This window comes from Chitinophaga sp. (genome assembly GCF_039596155.1).
Classification (GTDB): Bacteria; Bacteroidota; Bacteroidia; order Chitinophagales; family Chitinophagaceae; genus Chitinophaga.
This window is the reverse complement of record NZ_JBCNKF010000002.1, coordinates 218,219-241,069: the sequence shown is the minus strand read 5'-3', so window position 1 is coordinate 241,069 and position 22,851 is coordinate 218,219. Positions and strand designations below refer to the sequence as shown.

Sequence of the window (22,851 nt, the reverse complement as noted above, 5' to 3'; positions counted from 1 at the left end):
TTTTACACCTGCCATATGATAGTTGTTCCGGGTGAGAAACCTAATTGTGGGTGATGTGCCGTATAGATCTTTATAAAGAGCTTTTTAAGCTCAAAAGACACGGTCATGTTTCTTTGTAAAGGATCATTACACCAATCCAGTTCCATGAGGAATTGGGGGATGAATGCGTATTCACACATTACTTTCAGTACGGGAGGGCTTCCCTGTTGTTGAATGAGGGCAGTGCTGAAAAGAAAACTTTCGCTGGCTTCATAGCCTAATCCTGCTGACAAAATCACTGGCAGGTTGGGTGTATTAACAGGATTGAATGCGTGGATGCCGGCAAAGAGCTGAGGTGTGATTTGTAGCAGGGTACCTGCTTCTGCGGTAAGTGCATGGATGCTGCCATATCCCCTGGTTGTGGTATTGAGGTAATTTATTTGAATACCTGCCGTACACTTCTCTCCCATGTTGTGGCTATAGGCAAAGCCGAATAATTGTTCGTGCCAGGCGCGAAACCCTGTTTGTTTCAGCATGCCTGCGAAGGTGCCGGATGGGGTGGGCCAGGCGATGGCAAGGGTATGTATACTGAGGGCGCTTAATGAAAAACGTCGTTCGGTATTGACCCCGATAACAGGTTTTTTCAGCCAGGTGAGTGCTGCCTGATTCTGCAATGCTGCAAAGAGTTGCTGATGATGCCTGGAATAAGTGCCCGCTGTGGGTTGTGCACAAATAGAACATATGCACCAGGAGGCGCATAGAATGGTAACAACAATGGATTTCATATCATAGAAGTTACAAAAAAAAATGTCTCATACCTTGCGGTATGAGACATTTTTTTTCTGTGCCTGCGGCGCTGAAAATAAAATCAGGCTTTGGGTGTTGTATTAAAACAGCCCGTGCAGCTGCGAGTCTATCTTAGAAATGATCTCTCCCAGATCCTCATCACTCTCCGGAAATTTATTTTTATCAATATCAATGATCAGCAATGGCCCTTCGGTATATCTCTCTATCCAATTATTGTAATATTCATTCAGGCGCTTCAGGTAGTCCAGCCGGATGTTTTCTTCATATTCTCTTCCTCTCTTCTGGATCTGTGCTACGAGGGTAGGTACAGAAGCTTTCAGATAGATGAGCAGGTCTGGTGGCTTTACCATCGACTTCAATGTTTCGAAGAAATTGAAATAGTTATCAAAGTCGCGTTTTGTCATCAGTCCCATCTCATAGAGGTTAGGTGCAAAGATGTGTGCATCTTCATATATGGTACGATCCTGAATTACAATGTCATTGCCATTTTGAATATCCAGCAGTTGTTTCAATCTTCCGTGAAGGAAATATACCTGCAGGTTGAATGACCAGCGGGGCATATCTTCGTAGAAGTCATTAAGATATGGATTGTGCTCTACATCTTCGAACTGTGGGTCCCATTTATAATGCTTTGCCAGCATTTCAGTAAGAGTGGTCTTACCGGCACCAATGTTCCCGGCTATCGCGATGTGTTTGAGCTTGTTATTTTTTGCCATGTTGTATCGAGGTCACTAATCATTTATTTGGAAGCCAGTGAGCAGCAACTATCATTAGGTGACAACCTATAATTTACAATTTTATCTGATTATCACCCTAAAAAATGTTGCGGTCCCTTCTTATGATCAGTAGTAGTTAATTCCGATGAGTTTTCTCGCTTGCTGCAAAGTCTGTGCCGCACTTTCCCTCGCCTTTTCAGCTCCGTGTTTCATGATCTTGTTCAGGTAAGCTGGATCTTCCTGTAAAGATTTAGCTTTTTCGCGTATAGGCGCGATAAATTTCACCATGTCCTCACCTAATTGCTTTTTCATGTCGCCGTAACGAATGCTGCCATCCTCGAATGTTTTCTTAAAGTGAGTGATAACATCTTGTGTAGATACCTGTTCCATGAGGCTGAAGAGGTTTTTCACTGCTTCTGGCATACTACCATCCTCTTCCTTACCTGTAGCTGATTTAGCTCCCTTCAATTTCTTCATAATCAGTTCATCGCTATCAGAGAGGTATAATGTAGCCATCTGGTTCTCACTCTTACTCATTTTACCTTCGCCATCCAGGCTTGGTATTTTAATCAGGTCATCACCGAAGTTAAATGGCACTGGCTCGGGGAATAAATGGCCATAACGGTTGTTAAAACGCTGCGCATAATTGCGGGCCATTTCCAGGTGCTGTTCCTGGTCCTTACCTACAGGTACTTTTACACCACGATGTACGAGGATATCGGCACTCATGAGTACAGGATAAGTAAGGAGGCCGGCATTGACATTGTCCGGACTCAGACGTACTTTATCTTTGAATGTAGGCACTTTTTCCAATTCGCCCTTATAAGCCAACATATTAAGCAGCAGGTATAATTCTGCAATTTCAGGGATATCGCTCTGTACATAAAGCGATACTTTTTCGGGATCGAGGCCCGAAGCTATATTTTCAGCCAGTACGCGGTAAACATTGCCACGCAGGTCTTTTGGATCAGGATGGGTTGTCAGCGAATGCCAATCTGCTACGAAAAAATAACAGTTATAGGCCTCCTGCATCTTTACATAATTGCGGATTGCCCCGAAATAATTGCCTAAGTGTAAAAAACCGGTAGAGCGGATCCCGCTTACTACTATCTCTTTGTTTGCCATAATGGGGTGCAATTTAGGAAATTCTTAGGAGCTACCCTGCCGGAGCGTGGCATTTCTTTCTGGCGAAAGCCCTCTTCTGCCCTACTCAGAAAGCCTGTTTTAGCCTTCAAATTGCCTGCGGAGGGTATAAAGTGAGACATGGCAACGAATAATGATACTCTCTGTGGGATTTAGTAACTTTAACGCCGGTATAATAAATATTTCATTATCTTTTCATTTAATTTGACTTATGGAAGTGAACGAACAACTGGTAGATCAGTTAGCAGACCTGGCAAGATTAGAATTCACCCCGGAGGAAAAAACATCCATCCAGGGAGATCTCCAGCGAATGATCACCTTCGTGGAAAAACTAAATGAGCTCGACACTAGTGATGTTCAGCCCATATTGCACATGACTACCGACCGTAATGTGTACCGTGAGGATAAAGTAGTTCCTTCCATCAGCAGGGAAGAAGGTTTACAGAACGCGCCCGCTGCCAATGATCAATACTTTAAAGTTCCTAAAGTGATCAAGAAGTAATCCTTATATCGAAAGAGAGGGATTCATCCGATTTTAGTAACAAAGGGATACACCCTTCCCTGGTTATAAAGATTGAAATTGAGTCCATATCCAGAAAAGGCACACATCAGGGAAATCATCTTTTTTTAATACTGTAAGTATGCACCCACATTCCGTCATCCATTTAGAAGAAATCCGTAAAAGCTATTTCATTGGTTCCAATGAACTGCCTGTACTGAAAGGTATTAACATGGACATTTTTAAAAATGAATATGTTGCCCTCATGGGGCCTTCCGGCTCCGGAAAGTCCACACTCATGAATATGCTGGGTGCACTCGATACCCCTACCAGCGGGAAATATATCTTAAATGGTCATGATGTGAGCAAAATGGAAGATGACGACCTGGCCCGGGTACGGAATAAGGAAATAGGCTTCGTATTTCAGCAGTTCAACCTGATGCCCCGGCTGACGGCTTATGAAAATGTGGCTGTGCCGCTGATCTACGCTGGCATCAGCAAAAAAGAAAGAGAAGAAAAGGCGATCCATATGCTGGAGAAAGTAGGTTTGGGGCAGCGTTATAAACATAAACCCAACGAACTCTCCGGTGGACAGTGCCAGCGCGTGGCCATTGCCCGTGCCCTGGTGAACGATCCGTCCCTTATACTGGCAGATGAGCCTACTGGTAACCTCGATACCAAGACCTCTGTGGAGATCATGGAGATCTTTGGGCAGATTCATGCCTCCGGCAATACGGTTGTACTTGTTACCCATGAGGAGGATATCGCTGCGCACGCTAAAAGGATTATCCGTCTCAGGGATGGGCTGATTGAATCAGATAAGTCTGTAGAGGATAGTTTCCTGGTAAAAGCTTAAATCTTAGCAATTCTTCGCATCCGGGAAGAATTAGGATAATTCGCCCGAAACTATACTCTTGGCGTCCACTTAATCTCCTCCACATTCAGCCGGTGCCCGATCCATCTTGCAAGCACGAACAGATGATCACTCAGCCGGTTCAGGTACTGCAGCACCAATGGTGCTATAAACTCTTCATTTTCCTGCAATCCCACACATAACCGTTCTGCCCTCCGGCATACGCATCGTGCTACATGTGCCGTGGACACGGCTACATGGCCCCCTGGCAATATGAAACTCTTCATTTCCGGCAACTCTTCATTCATTCCATCAATGCTGGCCTCCAGCATCTGCACATCCTTTTCATAAAGGTCCGGAATACGCATTTTTATATCCTTTTCAGGATCACAGGCCAGTGAAGCACCTACTGTAAACAAGCGATCCTGTATTTCGCGCAGAAAAGCGACCATTTCAGGTTCAGTAGTCAGGTAGTCACTTACCAGACCGATATAAGAATTGAGCTCGTCTACAGTACCATAAGCATCAATGCGCAGACTGCTTTTGGAAACTTTAGTTCCCCCGATCAGTGAAGTCTGTCCTTTATCTCCCGTTTTGGTATAAATCTTAAATGACATAAGATAGTTTTTAGAGCATCTTCCCGTCTTTCATGACAAGCTGCCGGTCGCTCAATGGGGCCAGCTCCTCGTTGTGAGTCACAATGATGAATGTCTGCTGAAACTGATCCCTCAACTGGAAAAACAGCTGATGCAGCTCCCGGGCATTGTGTGAATCCAGGTTACCGGTTGGTTCGTCGGCCATCACGATATCCGGGTTATTGATCAGCGCCCTGGCTACTGCCACCCTTTGCTGCTCACCACCTGACAGTTCATTCGGTTTATGATCCATCCTGTGCCCCAGGCCTAACGTTTCCAGTAAAAAAGCGGCCCTTTTTTTGACCTCATTTTTACTGTGCCCGGCTATAAAACCCGGTACACAAACATTTTCTATCGCGGTAAATTCCGGCAAAAGGTGGTGGAACTGGAAAATAAAGCCCATGTGCCGGTTACGGAAATCAGCCAATGCATTGCCTTTGAGTGCTGTCAGATTCACATCATTCAGCCACACCTCTCCGGAGGTAGGCATGTCCAGGGTACCCAATATGTGCAGCAGGGTGCTTTTCCCGGCTCCGGAAGATCCTACGATTGTAACGATCTCCCCTTTATTCACAGTTACATCCACTCCCTTCAATACGGGTAAGTTGGAATAATTTTTGGTAAGATTGCGTGCGGTCAGCATACTTGAATAAAAGTAATTCACCGTTAAGATAGTAATAGTTGTTTATTTCAAATTAAATAATACTTTTGCCAAAATTTAAGACAGTAAAAATTTCAATAACATGTACTGGACCTTAGAATTAGCTTCATACCTGGAGGATGCTCCATGGCCAGCTACTAAAGACGAATTAATTGATTACGCCATCCGTTCCGGTGCACCGATTGAAGTGATAGAAAATCTTCAGGAACTGGAAGACGAAGGTGAAATTTATGAGGGAATAGAAGATATTTGGTCTGATTATCCGTCACAGGATGACTTCTTCTTTAATGAAGACGAATATTAGCGCATAGATATTCCATTTATTGTTGCCTCAGCAAATTTGCCTATGCTAAAAAATTTCAAGCCGCTCCTTCATTGAAGGACCGGCTTTTTTTGTAGTAAACGGTCCGGCAAAAATCAGCGCAAATCCGCGCCAGATAAAGCAACTGCCATTTTTGTGGGATAGCATGCTACTAAATGGAAAGCCGTGAAAATGAATACTTAGTATTCACTTTCACGGCTATTATTTTTGGATTGTACCTTCTTATTTTTCCATTTGCAGCATCACCTCCATGGTAACACCGGTAGAAGAGAAACCACCGTCATGGAACAGGTTCTGCATGGTTACCATTCTTGTCAGATCAGAGAACAGCGATACTGTATAGTCAGCACATTGCTTTGCAGATGCATTCCCTAACGGACTCATTTGCTCTGCATAGTTGATGAAACCATCAAAACCTTTCACGCCACTGCCAGCTGTAGTACGGGTAGGGGACTGAGAGATGGTGTTGATACGTACTTTCTTGCTGATACCGTAGTGGTAGCCAAAGCTACGTGCTACAGATTCCAGTAATGCTTTTGCATCTGCCATTTCGCTATAGTCCGGAAATACACGCTGTGCAGCGATATAAGTCAGTGCCACTACAGAAGCCCACTCATTCAGTGCATCCAGCTTATAAGCTGTTTGCAGCACACGGTGAAGGGACATTGCTGATATATCGAATGTTTTATGGGAGAAGTCGTAGTCGAGGTCAGTATAGGGCTTTCCTTTACGCACGTTGAGGCTCATACCTACAGAGTGCAGTACGAAATCAATTTTACCGCCAAAATGCTCCATGGATTTAGTGAACAGATTGTTCAGGTCTTCAAGGCTGGTCACATCTGCTGGTATTACAGGGGCGTTCGTAATTTCCGCCAGTTTCTTGATCTCCCCCATACGTAAAGCGATAGGTGCATTTGTCAACACGATTTCAGCGCCCTCTTCTACACAACGAAGTGCAGTTGCCCAGGCAATGGAATTTTCATCCAATGCACCAAATATGATACCCTTCTTTCCTTTTAATAAGTTATAAGCCATTGGGTTGATAATTATTTTGGGCAAAAATAGGCGTTATAGTTGAAAAAAAAAGATTAATTGAGACTACCACCTTGCCGCCTTTATTTCACCAGCTCCCTCGCATTCTCTAACGCTGCCGCCGTTGGCTTTTCCCCACTCATCATCTGTGCGATATGATTAATCCGCTCTTCTCTCGTGAGTAATCTTACATTCGTCGTCACCTTGCCTGACTTCATATCTTTAAACACAAAGTAATGTGCATCTGCCTTTCCTGCTATCTGCGGCTGGTGTGTGATGCAAATGATCTGATGCCCTTTGGCCATTCCCTCCATAATAAAGCTTACCTGGCGTGCAGCCTCCCCGGAGATCCCAGTATCTATTTCATCAAAGATCAATGTTGGCAAGGCTACCGACTGTGCTACCAGCGATTTGATACACAGCATCAGCCTGCTCAGTTCACCACCGGAAGCCACTTTGCGAATGGGAGCAAAGTGCCCGCTCTTATTGGCATCAAATAAAAATTCGATTGTATCCTGTCCGAACTGATTCAAAGCACCTTTTACGATTGATGCCTTTAGCCGGGCATTTGGCATACCTACCTGGGCCAGTAATGCGTTTACAGATTTCTCAAACGGTACAGCTGCTTTCTCACGTGCTGCAGTGATACTGTTTGCCTGGGTTTGCAACTTCCCTTGTAGTGTTTCCAGTTCTTTTTCCAGTCCTTCAAGTTTTTCATCCAGGTTCAATACGCCCTCTACCTTACCTGTCAGTTCTTCCTGTATAGCCAGTAGTTCAGTCGTTGTTTGTACGGCATGCTTTTTCAGCAACCTGTAGCCAAGAGATAGGCGTTCATTCAGTTGTTCCAGCCGGGCTCCATCTGTCTGTACCTGGTCATTCATGTGACCGATCTCCCCTGTTATGTCCTGTAGCTCTACATATGCCGATTGCAAACGTGCAGCAATAGACGGTGCATCTTTATGAAAATTAGCCAGCCCCTGTACAGAAGACTGAATCTGTTTCAGCTGCTGCAATAAAGGCTGTTCATCTTCCTTTAACTGGAAGTATACCCTGCTCAGGGTATTCCTGATTTCCTCTGCATGACTCAATACCTTCAACTCCGCATCCAGCTCCTCTATTTCGTTATTCACGAAGTTGGCATCTGTCAGTTCATCCAGCAGGAATTTATTATAATCCAGTTCTTTGTTGGCATTATTTCGCTGGTCATGTAGCTGTTTCAGCTCCCGCTGCACGGCCACGTAGCGGCTATACCCCTGCTGGTATTGCTGTAAGGGCGCCGGCTGGTTCACCAGTGCATCCAGTACTTCTCTCTGGAAATCAGACTTTTCGAGTTCCAGGGTATCGAACTGCTGATGCAGGTCTACCAGGTACTGGCTTAGTTCATTTAGCTGTGACAGGTTCACCGGGGTATCATTGATAAATGCACGGGATTTACCGGCCGTACTGATCTCCCTGCGAATGATCAGCTGGTCATCCAGATCCAGTTCATGCTCCTGGAAAAACGCTGCTACCTGCGACTTTTTCACCTTAAAATTCCCCTCTATCACACACTTATTATCTTTATTGTGTAATACCCCCGGATCTGCACGTTCGCCAAGTATCAATGACAATGCGCCCAGCAGGATAGATTTACCAGCACCTGTTTCTCCCGTGATGACGTTCAGGCTCCCGGAAAAATCTACTTCCAGCTGTTCAATAATAGCGTAGTTCTTAATTGTTAGTTTTTGTAGCATATGGGAAAATATTCCGCAAATTAAATTTCACGTTACGAACTGTATCTGCGTAGTGACTACCTCAACCTCCGTTCAATCGCTGCATGCCGGCCTTCGCACGCTGATCCAGTGAGTTCTTATAATCATGTCCTTTCATATCCAGACAAGTCTGATAACATTGTTGTGCTTTTGCCTTGTCTTTCCTCCTTTCATAAATATAACCCATTTGCAGGGATGCTCTGGCAGCAAAATATTCAGGCCTGTTTGCGCCTGATTTTACGGTCACTTCGTACATAGCGATTGCACTATCATCCATGCCCATTTCATCATAAATTCTTCCCAGCCGATAGGCATATTCCAGTTTATCTTCTATGCGGGAAAAGTCTGCTGCCTTCCTGGTCTGCAACATTTTCAGGGCTTCGGCAAAGAAGCCGCCATCACTTAGCAAACGGGCTTTCAGTAATACAGCATCCGGCCACTTACCACTTTTGGCATCTTTAAGGGCTTGCTTATCTGCATCGGTTTCTGTATTTCCCCTGGTCAGGATCTGTGTCCGGTACCTATTGGCAGCATCCATATTGCCATGCAGGTAATAATACCAGCTAAGGCGCTGAAGGCATTCCTTCAGGTAGAATTTACCCCTGAAGTTATCTGTAAAGCGCTGAAGGTATACATTTGCATCTTCATCCTGCCTGTCCAGTTTCAGTACTCCCAACAGATAGTTGTTGTATTTGATATCCAGGTATCCCCCACTATCATTTCTTTCCGAAAGCGTTTTGATGCCCAGTGCCGCCTTCTGGTTGTTCATGGCAATGTTTGCCACCATGAGTGCAAAGAGATAATTATTCTTCGTGTCCAGCTGATGTTTCTGAATGAATGTCCAGACATCTTCCGGTTTGTTTTCAATGAACAGTTTCAGGTAGCAAAAGTAATAAGAAGCTTCGGGCCGGAATATTAACGCTACATCATTATTACTTTCGGCCGCCTGCTGTACCTGCCGCATCCCTTCCCGGATATTTCCTTTCATACCCAGGATATTGGAAATCCAGCGATAACCTTCGGGAATAGTGCCGAATACAGCCTGTAAAGCTCCGATCATCATCGTATTGGGCTGGAACTGTGGAAACTTTCGCTGGTTATCTTTAAACTGTACAAAAGCTTTCCGCACTTCCCACACTGCATCCCATTTTTCACTGAACTTGATACGGATCATTGCCCACTGAAAACGGACAACAGCCTGGGTATAGAGGTAGTATGGACTGTCTTCAGGGCCTGCTGTCAACAAATCCAGGCGTTGCTCCCGCAGCTCTTTCCTTTTGGCATAAACAGCGGGATCCTCATTGAAAAAGAGATTAAAGAAGTCGATATAGTTTTCGAGAAAGTAAGGTATCAGGTTATCGGGATGCTCTTTTTTCTCCGCCTCCAGCAGGGCAGTGCCTGCGGTGACTTTCAATTGCATAATGGCATCATAGGCTTGCTGGCAGCGGGGATTAAAGTCATATACTTTTTGCCGGCCCACAGCAGGGAACATAAAAGCGAGGAACAATCCCAACAGGAATACGGTACGCATGGAAACAAATATATTTACAACTGCCGGCTTTACGTCAAATTCCAAACCAAAAACGCCTGCAATGCAAAAAGGTTGTACCTGACGATACAACCCTTTCACAAAATTATTTCTGGTAATCTAATTATCAGATAGTCACAGTTGCTTCCAAATCATTGTCTACCAGCACGCGACCGCAATGCTCACAGATAATGATCTTCTTGCGCTGACGGATTTCCGCCTGACGCTGAGGAGGAATTGCGTTAAAGCAACCACCGCAGGAGTCACGTACCACGGTAGCAACTGCCAGACCGTTACGGTAATTCTTACGGATTTTTTCGTAAGCTGCCAGCAGGCGAGGCTCCACTTTTGCACGTGCTTCATCGCTCTGTTTGCGATAAGCTTTCTCTTCTTTCTCAGTTTCACCGATGATCTTTTCCAGTTCACCTTTCTTGTGCTTCAGGTTAGCTTCCTTATCAGCAATCGTTCTTTTTGCAGCTTCCAGGGTACGGCTCTTGTCCTTTACCTCGTCATTTGCATCACGAATGTGTTTCTCAGCCAGCTTGATCTCCAGAGACTGCATTTCCAGCTCTTTGGTGATAGCTTCGAACTCACGGTTATTTTTTACGTTATCCTGTTGCTTCTCGTATTTCTTAATCAGGGCTTCTGATTCCTTGATCTGATTTTTCTTGTTAGAAATGAAGTCCTGAATGCCACGGATTTCGTCTTCCACATGGGACAGACGTGTGTTTAACCCTTCGATCTCGTCTTCCAGATCTTTAACTTCCATCGGCAACTCCCCCTTCAACACCTGGATCTCATCCAGTCTGGAGTCCATCTTCTGTAGTCTAAGTACAGACACCAATTTTTCCTCTACGGAGTAATCTTTATTTACAGTAGCCATGTAATGTGTTTATAAATAATTTACCGGGTTTGTTCGAATGGTAGATTTAAGAGGCGCAAAATTAGGGAATTTTTCAGTCAATATATGAAAAAATAAGTCAACCGTAAACTGCTCACTCTCGAAATGTCCAACATCCGCTATAACTATTTGATTTTCAGCGTCAAAAAACTCATGATATTTAAAGTCTGCCGAAATATAAGCATCGGCTCCTGCCCCAATTGCCCTTTTCAGGAGGAAACTTCCGGCTCCGCCACAGAGTGCCACCCGTTTTACCGGCCTGCCCCTGAGGGGGGTATACCGAACACAACCTGTATCGAACTGTTGCTTTACGAATTGCAAAAAGGCCATCTCGTCCATCGGCGCTTCCAGCTCTCCTATTAAACCGGAGCCTACCTGCTGGTACTCATTTTCCAGTTTCACCACATCGTAGGCCACTTCTTCATAAGGATGGCTGGCTAATAGTGCCTTGATCACATATTGTTCCAAATATAAGGGAAAAATAACCTCCACTTTCGTTTCTGCCTCAGAATGACGGCTTCCTATCTCCCCAACATAAGGCTGGGTGCCCGTTCCGGCCTTGAAAGTACCCTCTCCGGCCCCATTAAAACTACATTCGCTATATGCGCCAATATGGCCGGCACCTGCTGCAAATAATGCAGATCTGACCTTTTCGGCAGCCGCCTGCGGTACAAAAGTGTATAATTTCCTTAATAATTCCTTTTTAGGTGCCAGTACCCGGGTATTTTTCAGGCTCAACCGCTGCGCCATCCTATCACATACCCCGTTTCTTACATTATCCAGGTTAGTATGGGCAGCATATATGGCGATATCATGCTTGATCGCCTTGATGGCTACCCGCTCTACATAGTTATTACCATTGATCTTCTTTAATCCTCCAAATACAATAGGATGGTGTGCTACTATCAGGTTGCAACCCTTGCTGATGGCCTCTTCTACCACAGCTTCGGTAGTATCCAGGGACAGTAGCACCCCGGTTACCTCCCAATCGCCATTGCCGAACAGTAAACCGGCATTGTCATAGCTTTCCTGGTATTGCAGTGGTGCAAATGCGGCAATTGCCGCTGTGATCTCTTTGATTTTCATGACAAGCAAATATGATGGGAATTATTTAAAATTGCAAAAAACTAACAGGCATGACGACACAATCCTCGGGAGACTTGTACGGATCGTACAAAACGAAAATGCAACAGATCGCCGATATACGCAATGCTATTGCTGTGCTGGGATGGGACCAGGAAACGCACCTGCCCGAAAAGGGAGCTGCTTTCAGGGGTCAGCAGATCACTACGCTCAGCACCCTTGCCCACGAGTTATTTACAGAAGACAAGCTGGGCGATTTGCTGCAAGACCTGCATACCCGCCAGGACCTGGACATCATTGCTACCAAAAACGTTGCCCTCTCCCTGGAGGACTACGAGAAAAATAAAAAGTACCCGGCCAGCTTCGTTGCCGAACTGTCTACCACCACCAATGAATGTTACCATGCATGGATCAAGGCCCGGAAAGCAAACGATTACAAGATCTTTGAACCCGTACTGGCCAAAATGGTGGCGCTCAAAAAACAGGAAGCAGCCCTCCTGGGATATAATGGTCATCCCTACAATGCCCTGCTGAATGAATACGAAAAAGGTGCTAACACCGCTATGCTGGATACCATCTTTGCCGATGTAAAGTCAGCACTGGCCCCTTTATTAAAGAACATCGAATCCCAACCACAGATCAATAAAGACTTCCTTCATCTTCATTACGAACGGAATGCTCAATGGGAATTTGGTATCGAAATACTGAAAGCAATGGGTTATGATATGAATGCCGGCAGACAGGATATTTCAGAACATCCGTTTACGACCAGTTTCAATCCACAGGATGTGAGGGTCACCACCCGGATTGATGAGAAAGACTTCGGTAACATGACCTGGAGCTGTATTCACGAAGGTGGCCATGCTTTATATGAGCAGGGCCTGCCGGTATCTGAATATGGATTACCCTGTGGAGAAGCTGCCAGCTTAGGTATCCACGAATCACAGTCAAGGCTCTGGGAAAACAATGTAGGCCGCAGCCTTCCCTTCTGGCAGCATCATTATGCTGCGCTGCAGGCACGCTTTCCTGACAACCTGCAAAACGTATCGCTGACAGATTTTTATAAAGCGATCAACCAGGTACAACCTTCCCTGATCCGCACGGAAGCCGATGAACTGACTTATCACTTCCACGTGATGATCAGGTATGAAATAGAAAAAGGATTACTGGATGGTACTTATTCCACCAAAGACCTGAACGAGGTATGGAACAGATACTACCGCGAATACCTGCACGTGGAGGTGCCTGATGATAATCAGGGAGTACTGCAGGATATTCACTGGTCACATGGTAGCTTTGGTTATTTCCCCACTTACTCGCTGGGCAGCCTGTATGCTGCACAATTCTTTTCAGCAGCACAACAGCAGATCCCTGGATTGATTGAGCAGATCACCAAAGGAGATTATAAACAATTACTGGCATGGTTAAGAGAAGAGATCCATCACCACGGCAGGTACTACACCAGTAATGAACTGTGTGCGAAAGTAACAGGGGAACCATTGGCATTCAAATACTTCCTTGATTACGCAACTCAAAAATACCATCACATTTACAACGTATAAAAAAACAAAAAGCTTTTGCCAGGTGGCAAAAGCTTTTTTGTTTGGATAATGGCTTGCTGGTATAGGGATACGGTCCAGCTAATAGCAATAAAATGAATTCAATTGGCTTCGGCCTGCCATAGATGACATTAGTTTAATGCAACGATGCCTGTTTTTCTCCAGACTTCCTGCCCTTCCTTATAAAGGATAAATGTAGGTAAGGTTGTAGCACCCAGGGTTTTAATTACGTTAGTATCCTTGCTACCGTCTACTTTCAACAGTTTTATACCAGGATTTGCTTTTAAGTAACCAGCTACAACCGGCTCCATTTTTTGACATGGAGGACACCAGTCAGCCCCGATTTCGATGAGTACATCTCCTTCAGAAACCTTCCCGGTAAAATCAATTAATGTAAGTTGTGGCAGGTTATTGCCGCCTTCAACCGTGAGTCCTGCGCCTTTCCAGGCAGTCAGACCACCATCCAGTTCGACTACATTAGTGAACCCCTGGTCACGCATTTGCTTTGCAGCAGCGCTACTACGTGGACCACTCAGGCAATACACATACACGGGCTGGTTCTTATTCAGGTCTTTAATTCTCTCATTAAATTCCTCTTCCCGTGCAAAGTCGGCCTGCATAGCATGCGGCAGATGCCCGCTGCTATATTCGGCTAAGGTACGTACATCAAATACCTGTACTCCCGCTTGCTTAATTCCTGTCTCAAAAACGTCAGGTTTTACCACATTGTTATTTTGAGCAAATACAGCAGTACTCATGCATAAAAGGAAAATGCATATAATAAATTTACACATCGTAAATTTGCCGTATATTGTTGAGCTCGTGCCAACAGATAAAGCTGGAATAACTTTTGTGTGATTTTCTTTTCTACTCTGAACCATTAACAATTTGTTTACGTTTACTTAACGTTGTGTGGATGCCAGACTAACGTTAAAAAATTGAACCTTTATTATTTAAAAACCTATGCTACTGTCGAATGCCGAACGACATTAGCCATATCCGGAGAATGAAACACCAACGCCTAAGCCCTTATGTCCGCACATGGTATGCCCTTGCATACACATGTGTGATCGTCCTGCTCTCTGCCTTTAGAGCCCAGGCGCAAAATACAGCAGCATTTACTGCTGATAACTTTACAGGATGTGGGACTGCCTATGTACAATTTATCAATCAGTCTACTACAGGAGGCTCTGCTTCCTGGGATTTCGGGGATGGAGGAGCCAAATCGACCCTCTGGAACCCCACTCGTTCCTTTACAAAACCTGGTACATACACTGTAACTCTTACAGTTACGTTCACCGATGGTACGAAAGGGACTGCTACCCACACTGTAAATGTATATAAAAAACCAACAGCTCAGTTTACTACCAATGTAACCAGCGGTTGTACTCCCCTGCCAGTACAGTTTACAGATCAATCATCTGCCAACGACGGAACGATTACCAGTGTGAACTGGGACTTTGGTGATGGTAATGGTGCCACCGGGAGTACGGCTAACTATACATATGCGATTGGCGGCGATTATTCAGCCACCACTATTGTAACCAATAGTTATGGCTGTACTAATAGCTACTCCCAGATGATTCACGCCAATGCCACTCCTGAACCGGCATTTACGAGCAATACGCAGGGAAGCTGTAAAGCGCCACTCACCGTGAATTTCACCAACAATACCACCATTAAGACAACCGGAAATCCGGCTGTTACCTACCTCTGGGATTTTGGAGATGGTAGTACCAGTACTGACCTGCATCCGATTCATACCTATACAACTGAAGGAAAATTCACAGTTACTTTAACAGCAACGTCCGGCGGCTGTTCAAAGACGATTACGCAAACAGCCTATATACAGATCGCTACGATCGATGCCGATTTCACCATTTCTGAGAGCCCTTGTGTTGGTACGACTCTTCACTTTGTCAATAAAACCCAGCCAGCGCCTCAGAGTGCTACCTGGACTTTTTCTGACGGGGACGTGCAAAATACGATTGACGCAGTCAAGACTTTTGCTACTACAGGCACTTATACCGTTACCTTACAGGCATTGACACAGGATGGCTGCCAGGCAAACGTAACCAGGACATTTACCATCTCTGATATTCCTACTGCATCTGTTACCGTCGCTCCTACTACGGCCTGTACCGTGCCTGCGACTTTCAACTTCGGCGGGGTAACTACCGGCGCTACTGCATGGAAATGGGATTTTGCGGACGGTACCTCTTCCAACGTACAGAACCCAAGCCATGTCTATAATGCAGAAGGTGCATTCACTGTATCTCTTGTAGCTACCAATGCTGCAGGCTGCCAGGCTGTTGCCAACAATACTATCAGGATACAAAAACCTATCCTGAGCATTGATGGTATACCAAACGGTTGCGTCCCCCTGGTGGAAAATTTCACGCCTGTTATCTCCAGCGTTGATCCGGTGATAGACTGGGCATGGAATTTTGGCGATGGCAGTACTTCTACACAAAAAACCCCTACACATACTTTTACAGCACAGGGCGATTACATCGTGACCCTGACAATCACTACAAGGGGTGGTTGTACTCAAACGGCTACCTATCCTGTTAAAGTGGGTAATCCTGTTAATGTGGATTTCACTGTAGACAAGACTACTGGCTGTCAACCGACCAACTTCCAGTTTACCAATACCTCTACCCCTGCAGGTACTGAATGGGAATGGACTTTCGAAGAATCCAACGGCAATAACGGCTCTTCTTCTCTCGAAAATCCAACACATGTATGGACAACTATCGGTACACATGATGTGATTCTGACAGTGATCAATAATGGTTGCCGGCAGACGTTGACAAAGACGGATCTGATCACGATCTATCCACCATCAGCAGCATTCGTTGTAGCCACACCTAGTTGTACGAATGTTTATGAAAGGGTATTCACAGACAAATCTGATTTTGGAGCCAGCACTACAAAGCTCTGGAACTGGGATTTCGGGGATAACCAGACTTCCAACGTTCAAAATCCTACTCACGTATATGCTGCGAGTGGTACATATACTGTAACGCTCACTGTTGATAATGGTAGCTGTCAATCTAAATTCACAACGACGGTTACCATCATTGATGAGAATCCACATATCTATGCTACTCCAACTACTATCTGTAAAAACGGTAGTGTTACACTGACCCTGGACCCTATGATCGCCACTCATTTTACGGGCTTTCTGTGGAATTTTGGGGATGGTGTTACCTTTCCAATGAAAGGTCAGGGACCAGCTGTTCATGAGTATACTGCACCAGGTGATTATATCACCAGCCTGGTTGCTACAGATATCTATGGCTGTCAGCATACTTCCAATACTATTCCGGTCACTGTGAATGGTGCAAATGCTAAATTCGACATTCAGACCAAACAGTGTAAAGGCATCGCGATCACTTTCACCGACCAGTCTACCACCAGGACGGGTAACACCATTGTATCCTGGACATGGGATTATGGAGATGGCAGTGCACCTGAAGTATTTACGACTGCTCCTGTAAGTGTAACGCATACTTATTCAGCGATCAACGACTATCCTGTCACCCTCACTGTAAAAGATAATACCGGTTGTGAAGACAGTTATACAGCTACTGCACGTGTAGCCAATATTATTGCAGCCTTTGGTGGTCCGGATAGTATTGCGTGTCTGAACGTACCTTACCAGTTTTCTAATTCTTCCATCACCACACCACTGACTTACCAGTGGGATTTCGGTGATGGTACTACAAGTACAGATGCAACCCCGGCACATACTTATACAGCGCCTGGTAAGTATACTGTATCACTGATCATAGAAGGTAGTACTGGTTGTCGCGATACAGTTACAACAGTTGACTACCTGCGTGTACCGAATCCGGTTGCAGATTTCAGTTTCCCTCCTGTTGCTGCAGATGTATGTCCGCCGGTAAAGATTCAGTTTACCAACAACTCTTCTGATTATGTAAGTTCTGCATGGAGTTTTGGGGATAACAGTTCATCGACAGAGCAGGATCCGCTGCATAACTATATCAAAGCAGGTAGTTTCGACATCACCCTCACCGTTTATTCGCAGGGTGGTTGTGCAAGTGCTGTGGCAGGGCCTAAAAATATCACTATAAATGGACCGAATGGAACCTTCTCTGTAACACCTGAAACAGGTTGTTACCCGCTAACGGTGGGCATGACGGCCAGCTCAAACGCTGCTATCAAATATATCTGGGACTTTGGAGATGGTCATTCAGTAACCACTACGACGCCTGCTTCGCCTGCCTACACTTATCCACAGGAGGGCGTTTACTTCCCGGTTGTATTGCTGGAAGATAACAGGGGTTGCCGGGTAGCCGCAGATGGTGATGCAAAAGTAATTGCAGATAAAGTAACGGCGAACTTTGGTACTGACGTTACACAGGCCTGTGATGGAGGTACTGTCTTCTTCTCAGACTCGTCTCACAGCGTATCGTCAGAACTGGGTATGGCAATGACTTATGCATGGGATTTTGGTGTCACTACCAAATCTGATGATGTGAGTACAGCGCAGACACCATCGTATGTCTATGACGCACCAGGTACTTACAATGTGACATTGACCACGACCACAACTTATGGTTGTGTCAACACAATTGAGAAAAAGATTGTAGTAGAGCCTAAACCAGCGGCATCTATAGATACCCTGGGGCCACTGTGTACCGGAGCTACCGTACAGGTGAAAGGCCATGACGGGAAGAACATACCAGGGACCAAATGGAGCTGGCAGATACTGGGGCAGAACTACCTGGTGCAGTCACCGCCAGCTATCAGTTTCAACCAGGCAGGTAACCAGCTCGTCTCACTGACCATTACGACTGCCAGCGGTATTTGTAGCAGTACAGCTACCCGTGTGGTGGGTGTATTTGATTACCCGGCATTGCATCCTACTCCTGCAAGTGCATCTATCTGCCGTGGTGCCAACCTTACACTCAATGCCAATACAGATGCGGGTGTAACGATCGATTGGACCGACTATAAGATCAATGATATACATAGTGCAACGCCGGTAGTAAGTCCGGATATAGATACCACCTATCATGTAAAAGTGGCAAATGCGGCGGGTTGTATTACAGAAGGAGATGTTTCGGTAATGGTTTCTCAACCGTTCCAGGTAGCAGCTTCAGATACCTTTATCTGTAAAAATGGTTCAGCACAGCTGCATGCTTCCGGGGCGGTGACCTATTCCTGGTCGCCGACTACAGGCCTGAGCAATCCTACTGGTCAAAATCCAATGGCTTATCCTGATACTACTACTACTTACACCGTAACAGGATATGGTAAGGATGCCTGCTTTACATCACAGGCACAGGCGGTGGTAACCGTACATCCGTTGCCAGTAGTAAATGCAGGTCCGGATATTACGCTGGCCACCGGGGACAGTTATCAGATTCCGGTAGTAGGCAGTGATGACATTACCAAAGTGGAATGGTGGCCGGTGAATTACCTGGATTGTGTAGACTGCCTGAAGCCAACGGCAACGCCTAAGTCAACCACGACGTATACAGTATCAGCAACGAATGCTTTTGGCTGTGTGGGTGTAGATGATATCACAATCAAGATGGTTTGTGAATCGGGTAATACCTGGCTACCGAATACGTTCACGCCTAATAACGATGGACAGAATGATATATTCTACATCAGGGGTCGCGGTATTAAGACAATCAAATCATGGAGAATATATAACCGTTGGGGACAATTAGTATTTGAAAGGACAAACTTTAATGTAGAGGATCCTACGAGCGGATGGGATGGGAAAGTAAAAGGAGTACCTGTGAACCCGGATGTGTTTGTATATGTAGCCGAAGTGGTCTGCGATACGAATGAGGACTTTACCCTGAAGGGTAACGTAATGCTGTTACGATAAACAGCGATTACCATATTTCTATTTAAAATCTGCCAAGCATGAGAAGGATCTGTAGAAAACTGTTTGTGGCATTTTGTTTATGTCTGAGTTCCAGACTAATGGCCCAGGATATACACCTGTCGCAGTTTTACGAAACACCCATTTTGCGTAACCCTGCGCTGATCGGTTTATTCAACGGTGATTACCGTGTACAGGCAGTGTACAGGAATCAGTGGAATAGTGTGACCATCCCCTATCAAACGGGTGCTGTAAGTGGAGAGTTGAAGTTTCCGGTAGGTCGTGGGGAGGATTTCCTGACCACGGGTGCACAGTTTACTTACGACAGGGCGGGCACTGCCAAATTGCAGGCGGTACAGATTCTCCCGGCAATTAACTATCACAAGTCACTGAGTCAGGATAGAAACATGTTCCTGTCTGTGGGTTTCATGGGTGGATTTGTACAAAGGCAGTTCGACGCTACCAAGCTGACATTTAATAACCAGTATACCAATGGGCGGTATGATCCCACCATTGGCTCCGGCGAAGAAGGCCGGCTCGCCCTGCGTGGATATGGTTATTGGGATGCCGGTGCAGGTATTAGTTTCAATAGTACCATTGGCGAGAATGTTAACTATTACATAGGGGGTGCGTTGTTCCACTTTAACCGTCCGAGGGTTTCGTTTTATAAGGACAACAGCATTACTATGGATCCCAAGTATACGTTCAATGCGGGTATTACCATTCCGATGGAAGACAGGTTAAAGCTGATAGCCCAGTATAACGAGATCCATGAGGGTGCGTATTCGGAGTATAATGGTGGTGCGATACTGGGGTATATGTTGTACAATGAGGGGCTGGAAAGTACGAGAGGGATCTATGGGGGGTTATTTGTACGCTGGGGAGATGCTGTGATTCCTACGATGAGGCTGGATATGGATAAATACGAGATCAGTATGACATATGACTGCAATATCTCCAAACTGAAAACGGCGAGTCAGAGTTTTGGGGGATTTGAGCTGGCCCTGGTATTCAAAGGTTTCCTGAACAGTCGGAATAGCACGCTGGATGCGGTGCATTGTCCAAGATTTTAACAGCCTTATTAATCCTTTACTATATTTGCCCGTCTAAAAAATTACAAAATGAGCATTGCAATCGGCACAAAAGCGCCCGCATTTTCTCTCAATGATACTGAGAAGAAAAAAGTAACCCTGGAAGATTTCAAAGGACAGAATCTGGTGATCCTTTTCTTTCCGTTGGCATTTACCAGTGTATGTACAGCAGAACTGTGCAGTGTAAGAGATTCCCTGGCTACGTACAATAGTTTGAATACGGCGGTAGTGGGTATCTCTGTAGATTCTCCGTTTACCTTGGGTAAATTCAAGGCAGAGCAGAACCTGAACTTCCCTTTATTGTCTGACTTCAATAAGGAAGCATCTCAGGCATATGGTGCTTATTATGACAATTTCGTACTGGACCTGAAAGGGGTTTCCAAGAGAGCAGCGTTTGTAGTGGATAAAGAAGGTATTGTGAAGTATGCGCAGGTATTGGAATCTGCTGGCGATCTGCCTGATTTTGAAGCAATTAAGAAGACACTGGCTGATTTACAATAAAATTTGCCGAAAAGCGTTAATTTTTATTAAAAACTAATGGCAGTGCTTCCTTTTTGGCCTGCCATTTGTTATTTTTACAGTAGCAGAAATTGAATAACGCGGGGTCTCACTATAATAATATATTATGTAATATGATAGGTTATTTTATTGTGTCGGTACCGCTATTTTAGAACGAAAAATATTAGATATTCGAAAAAATCTTTATCTTTACGGGTATGTTGAAAACCTTTACTCTTTTACTGACATGCTTTATGCTTCTGACCACCCTGAATTCCAGGGCGCAGACGTATAAACCTGCTTCATCAAGCACTGATGGGGGAAGTAAAATTGTGAAGTTGTACCCTAATCCTGCATCTTCCCGGATAAATTTTGAATTACAGCATAATAACGAACAGGTTTATGATCTTATTGTATTCAATTTTTTAGGAAAGATGGTCAGCCAGATAAAGAATGTGAGTAACAAGACAACTGTGGAGCTGGATGGTTATTATAGCGGGTTGTACATTTTCCAGTTGAGAGACAGGCAGGGTACGCTGATAGAGTCTGGGAAATTCAATGTGGTGAAGTAAAAACAAAGATATTAAGTAAGCCGGCTGCAAGCCGTTATCAAAATAAAAAAAGCTTTTGCCAGTGGCAAAAGCTTTTTTTATGGTAGTTTATCTTGCTACTTATTGAACTTCCACGATCAGGAACTTCAGATAGGTGGTATTTTCGATATTCCACAAGATCGGGTGATCCTGTGCCTGTGTCTGGAAGGTGACCTGTCTCAACTTCTTCTTGGCATCTTTCGCTGCCATGTCAATGATTTCCAGGAACATAGATGGAGGAACCAGGTTGGTACAGGAGGCTGTTACCAGGAAGCCGCCTGGCTTCAGTAACTTCATTCCTCTCAGGTTGATTTCTTTATACCCTGTAATTGCCTTCTGGATATTTTCCCTGCTCTTGGTGAAAGCAGGCGGATCCAGGATGACCACATCAAACTTCTTCTCTTCCCTGGTCCACTGCTTCAACACATCGAACGCGTTGACAGCCTGGAACTTACACTTATCCTGCAGGTTATTCAGCTGGGCATTTTTGCGGGCTGTGTTGACTGCATGTTCAGAGATATCCAGTCCTAATACGCTTTTAGCGCCATAATGGCCTGCGTGACAGGAGAAGGTACCTGTATAGCAAAATGCTTCCAGTACATCTGCATCTTTTACGATATGCTGAATAGCGCGACGGTTATCCTGCTGGTCGAGGAAGTAGCCTGTTTTCTGGCCATTTTCAATATCCACATGGAATTTCAGTCCATTTTCGTTCAGGATGATATTGGTATCGAAAGGTGCGCTCAGGAAACCTTTTTGTTGTTGCATCCCTTCCAGTTCTCTTACGGGCACATCGTTCCGCTCATAAATGCCTTTTGGAGAGAAGATCCTGTTCAGGGCATCGACGATTGCCCCTTTCCATTTATCCATTCCCAGTGCCAGGGTCTGCAATACGAAGTAGTCATTGAACTTATCTATGACCAGGGCCGGCATTTCGTCAGCTTCACCAAAAACAAGCCGGCAGTTTTCCACATACCCCAGTTGCTGGCGATATTTCCAGGCTTTCAGGAGACGGCGGTAAAAGAACTCAGCATCGATGGTTTCGTCTTTGTCACGGGTGAGGAGGCGGACGAGGATCTGGGATTGCGGGTTGATATAACCCCTACCCAGAAAGAAGCCCTGGTGTGTGAATACATCCACAATGTCACCTGCATCTACTGGTCCCTGGATTTCACCGACTTCATTTCCAAAAATCCATGGATGGCCTTGTAGTACGCGGTTCTGTATTTTTTTCTTTAAAAAAACTTTGGTCATTATCAATAGTTCGAAGGCGCAAAGGTAAGAAACGGCAGGGATATTCGGAGGAAGGGGTATGGCTCAGTCGAAGAAGCGTC

Annotated in this window: 20 protein-coding genes; 8 read left to right on the top strand and 12 right to left on the bottom strand. The window is 45.1% G+C overall.

Annotation, left to right across the window (positions count from 1 at the left end):
- Nucleotides 1-2 precede the first annotated feature (2 nt).
- From ABDW33_RS02835 to trpS, 3 genes are all read right to left on the bottom strand, one after another.
- Entirely contained in the window at nucleotides 3-764 is a 762-nt protein-coding gene (locus ABDW33_RS02835; RefSeq protein ID WP_343688553.1) for a hypothetical protein, read from the bottom strand.
- 102 nt (nucleotides 765-866) lie between these two features.
- Nucleotides 867-1,502: a deoxynucleoside kinase gene (locus ABDW33_RS02830; RefSeq protein WP_343688552.1), complete on the bottom strand. Its 636-nt coding sequence runs from the start codon at nucleotides 1,500-1,502 to the stop codon at nucleotides 867-869.
- Between the two features lie 126 nt (nucleotides 1,503-1,628).
- Nucleotides 1,629-2,627 (bottom strand): tryptophan--tRNA ligase, encoded by a 999-nt coding sequence (gene trpS, locus ABDW33_RS02825; RefSeq protein ID WP_343688551.1) that lies wholly within the window; start codon nucleotides 2,625-2,627, stop codon nucleotides 1,629-1,631.
- Between the two features lie 229 nt (nucleotides 2,628-2,856).
- On the opposite strand from trpS, the gene gatC reads away from it, so the two are divergent.
- A complete protein-coding gene (gene gatC / locus ABDW33_RS02820; RefSeq protein ID WP_343688550.1) occupies nucleotides 2,857-3,147 on the top strand; it encodes an Asp-tRNA(Asn)/Glu-tRNA(Gln) amidotransferase subunit GatC in 291 nt (96 codons plus the stop codon).
- Nucleotides 3,148-3,286: 139 nt separating this feature from the next.
- Entirely contained in the window at nucleotides 3,287-4,000 is a 714-nt protein-coding gene (locus ABDW33_RS02815) for an ABC transporter ATP-binding protein (protein ID WP_343688549.1), read from the top strand.
- A gap of 50 nt (nucleotides 4,001-4,050) precedes the next feature.
- On the opposite strand, the gene ABDW33_RS02810 is transcribed toward ABDW33_RS02815, so the two are convergent.
- The gene (locus tag ABDW33_RS02810) at nucleotides 4,051-4,614 is read right to left on the bottom strand and encodes a cob(I)yrinic acid a,c-diamide adenosyltransferase (protein WP_343688548.1); all 564 of its coding nucleotides are present in this window, start codon (nucleotides 4,612-4,614) and stop codon (nucleotides 4,051-4,053) included.
- A 10-nt stretch (nucleotides 4,615-4,624) separates the two neighbouring features.
- Nucleotides 4,625-5,275 (bottom strand): ABC transporter ATP-binding protein, encoded by a 651-nt coding sequence (locus tag ABDW33_RS02805; RefSeq protein WP_343688547.1) that lies wholly within the window; start codon nucleotides 5,273-5,275, stop codon nucleotides 4,625-4,627.
- A gap of 100 nt (nucleotides 5,276-5,375) precedes the next feature.
- Between ABDW33_RS02805 and ABDW33_RS02800 the strand changes: the two genes are divergently transcribed.
- A complete protein-coding gene (locus ABDW33_RS02800; RefSeq protein WP_012794455.1) occupies nucleotides 5,376-5,597 on the top strand; it encodes a DUF2795 domain-containing protein in 222 nt (73 codons plus the stop codon).
- Nucleotides 5,598-5,837: 240 nt separating this feature from the next.
- Here the strand turns inward: ABDW33_RS02800 and ABDW33_RS02795 are convergent, their stop codons facing one another.
- From ABDW33_RS02795 to ABDW33_RS02775, 5 genes are all read right to left on the bottom strand, one after another.
- On the bottom strand, nucleotides 5,838-6,650 hold the full coding sequence (locus ABDW33_RS02795; RefSeq protein ID WP_343688546.1) for an SDR family oxidoreductase: 813 nt from the start codon (nucleotides 6,648-6,650) through the stop codon (nucleotides 5,838-5,840).
- Between the two features lie 80 nt (nucleotides 6,651-6,730).
- Entirely contained in the window at nucleotides 6,731-8,380 is a 1,650-nt protein-coding gene (recN, locus tag ABDW33_RS02790; RefSeq protein ID WP_343688545.1) for a DNA repair protein RecN, read from the bottom strand.
- Between the two features lie 61 nt (nucleotides 8,381-8,441).
- On the bottom strand, nucleotides 8,442-9,929 hold the full coding sequence (locus tag ABDW33_RS02785) for a hypothetical protein (protein WP_343688544.1): 1,488 nt from the start codon (nucleotides 9,927-9,929) through the stop codon (nucleotides 8,442-8,444).
- A 124-nt stretch (nucleotides 9,930-10,053) separates the two neighbouring features.
- Entirely contained in the window at nucleotides 10,054-10,809 is a 756-nt protein-coding gene (locus ABDW33_RS02780) for a C4-type zinc ribbon domain-containing protein (RefSeq protein ID WP_343688543.1), read from the bottom strand.
- Between the two features lie 9 nt (nucleotides 10,810-10,818).
- Nucleotides 10,819-11,913, bottom strand: coding sequence for a Nif3-like dinuclear metal center hexameric protein (locus ABDW33_RS02775; protein ID WP_343688542.1), 1,095 nt, complete (start codon nucleotides 11,911-11,913; stop codon nucleotides 10,819-10,821).
- Nucleotides 11,914-11,963: 50 nt separating this feature from the next.
- Between ABDW33_RS02775 and ABDW33_RS02770 the strand changes: the two genes are divergently transcribed.
- The gene (locus ABDW33_RS02770) at nucleotides 11,964-13,472 is read left to right on the top strand and encodes a carboxypeptidase M32 (RefSeq protein ID WP_343688541.1); all 1,509 of its coding nucleotides are present in this window, start codon (nucleotides 11,964-11,966) and stop codon (nucleotides 13,470-13,472) included.
- A gap of 128 nt (nucleotides 13,473-13,600) precedes the next feature.
- Here the strand turns inward: ABDW33_RS02770 and ABDW33_RS02765 are convergent, their stop codons facing one another.
- Nucleotides 13,601-14,227, bottom strand: coding sequence for a rhodanese-like domain-containing protein (locus ABDW33_RS02765; protein ID WP_343688540.1), 627 nt, complete (start codon nucleotides 14,225-14,227; stop codon nucleotides 13,601-13,603).
- Nucleotides 14,228-14,475: 248 nt separating this feature from the next.
- Between ABDW33_RS02765 and ABDW33_RS02760 the strand changes: the two genes are divergently transcribed.
- The 4 genes from ABDW33_RS02760 (at nucleotide 14,476) to ABDW33_RS02745 (ending at nucleotide 21,499) form a co-directional block, all read left to right on the top strand.
- A complete protein-coding gene (locus ABDW33_RS02760) occupies nucleotides 14,476-19,341 on the top strand; it encodes a PKD domain-containing protein (protein WP_343688539.1) in 4,866 nt (1,621 codons plus the stop codon).
- Between the two features lie 38 nt (nucleotides 19,342-19,379).
- Nucleotides 19,380-20,411 carry a PorP/SprF family type IX secretion system membrane protein gene (locus ABDW33_RS02755; RefSeq protein ID WP_343688538.1) on the top strand — a complete coding sequence of 344 codons (1,032 nt, stop codon included), beginning with the start codon at nucleotides 19,380-19,382 and terminating at the stop codon, nucleotides 20,409-20,411.
- Nucleotides 20,412-20,459: 48 nt separating this feature from the next.
- Entirely contained in the window at nucleotides 20,460-20,930 is a 471-nt protein-coding gene (locus tag ABDW33_RS02750) for a redoxin domain-containing protein (RefSeq protein WP_343688537.1), read from the top strand.
- Between the two features lie 251 nt (nucleotides 20,931-21,181).
- Nucleotides 21,182-21,499, top strand: a complete 318-nt coding sequence (locus ABDW33_RS02745; protein ID WP_343688536.1) for a T9SS type A sorting domain-containing protein — start codon at nucleotides 21,182-21,184, stop codon at nucleotides 21,497-21,499.
- Between the two features lie 99 nt (nucleotides 21,500-21,598).
- Here the strand turns inward: ABDW33_RS02745 and ABDW33_RS02740 are convergent, their stop codons facing one another.
- A complete protein-coding gene (locus tag ABDW33_RS02740; RefSeq protein ID WP_343688535.1) occupies nucleotides 21,599-22,771 on the bottom strand; it encodes a class I SAM-dependent rRNA methyltransferase in 1,173 nt (390 codons plus the stop codon).
- Nucleotides 22,772-22,851: the final 80 nt, after the last annotated feature.

Coding starts and splice junctions, on each gene's coding strand:
- ABDW33_RS02830 (WP_343688552.1), bottom strand. CDS start 1,502: ATGGCAAAAAATAACAAGCTCAAACACATCGCGATAGCCGGGAACATT.
- ABDW33_RS02835 (WP_343688553.1), bottom strand. CDS start 764: ATGAAATCCATTGTTGTTACCATTCTATGCGCCTCCTGGTGCATATGT.
- gatC (WP_343688550.1), top strand. CDS start 2,857: ATGGAAGTGAACGAACAACTGGTAGATCAGTTAGCAGACCTGGCAAGA.
- ABDW33_RS02750 (WP_343688537.1), top strand. CDS start 20,460: ATGAGCATTGCAATCGGCACAAAAGCGCCCGCATTTTCTCTCAATGAT.
- ABDW33_RS02795 (WP_343688546.1), bottom strand. CDS start 6,650: ATGGCTTATAACTTATTAAAAGGAAAGAAGGGTATCATATTTGGTGCA.
- ABDW33_RS02770 (WP_343688541.1), top strand. CDS start 11,964: ATGACGACACAATCCTCGGGAGACTTGTACGGATCGTACAAAACGAAA.
- ABDW33_RS02800 (WP_012794455.1), top strand. CDS start 5,376: ATGTACTGGACCTTAGAATTAGCTTCATACCTGGAGGATGCTCCATGG.
- trpS (WP_343688551.1), bottom strand. CDS start 2,627: ATGGCAAACAAAGAGATAGTAGTAAGCGGGATCCGCTCTACCGGTTTT.
- ABDW33_RS02805 (WP_343688547.1), bottom strand. CDS start 5,275: ATGCTGACCGCACGCAATCTTACCAAAAATTATTCCAACTTACCCGTA.
- ABDW33_RS02780 (WP_343688543.1), bottom strand. CDS start 10,809: ATGGCTACTGTAAATAAAGATTACTCCGTAGAGGAAAAATTGGTGTCT.
- ABDW33_RS02760 (WP_343688539.1), top strand. CDS start 14,476: ATGAAACACCAACGCCTAAGCCCTTATGTCCGCACATGGTATGCCCTT.
- ABDW33_RS02815 (WP_343688549.1), top strand. CDS start 3,287: ATGCACCCACATTCCGTCATCCATTTAGAAGAAATCCGTAAAAGCTAT.
- ABDW33_RS02745 (WP_343688536.1), top strand. CDS start 21,182: ATGCTTCTGACCACCCTGAATTCCAGGGCGCAGACGTATAAACCTGCT.
- ABDW33_RS02810 (WP_343688548.1), bottom strand. CDS start 4,614: ATGTCATTTAAGATTTATACCAAAACGGGAGATAAAGGACAGACTTCA.
- ABDW33_RS02755 (WP_343688538.1), top strand. CDS start 19,380: ATGAGAAGGATCTGTAGAAAACTGTTTGTGGCATTTTGTTTATGTCTG.
- ABDW33_RS02765 (WP_343688540.1), bottom strand. CDS start 14,227: ATGAGTACTGCTGTATTTGCTCAAAATAACAATGTGGTAAAACCTGAC.
- ABDW33_RS02785 (WP_343688544.1), bottom strand. CDS start 9,929: ATGCGTACCGTATTCCTGTTGGGATTGTTCCTCGCTTTTATGTTCCCT.
- recN (WP_343688545.1), bottom strand. CDS start 8,380: ATGCTACAAAAACTAACAATTAAGAACTACGCTATTATTGAACAGCTG.
- ABDW33_RS02775 (WP_343688542.1), bottom strand. CDS start 11,913: ATGAAAATCAAAGAGATCACAGCGGCAATTGCCGCATTTGCACCACTG.
- ABDW33_RS02740 (WP_343688535.1), bottom strand. CDS start 22,771: ATGACCAAAGTTTTTTTAAAGAAAAAAATACAGAACCGCGTACTACAA.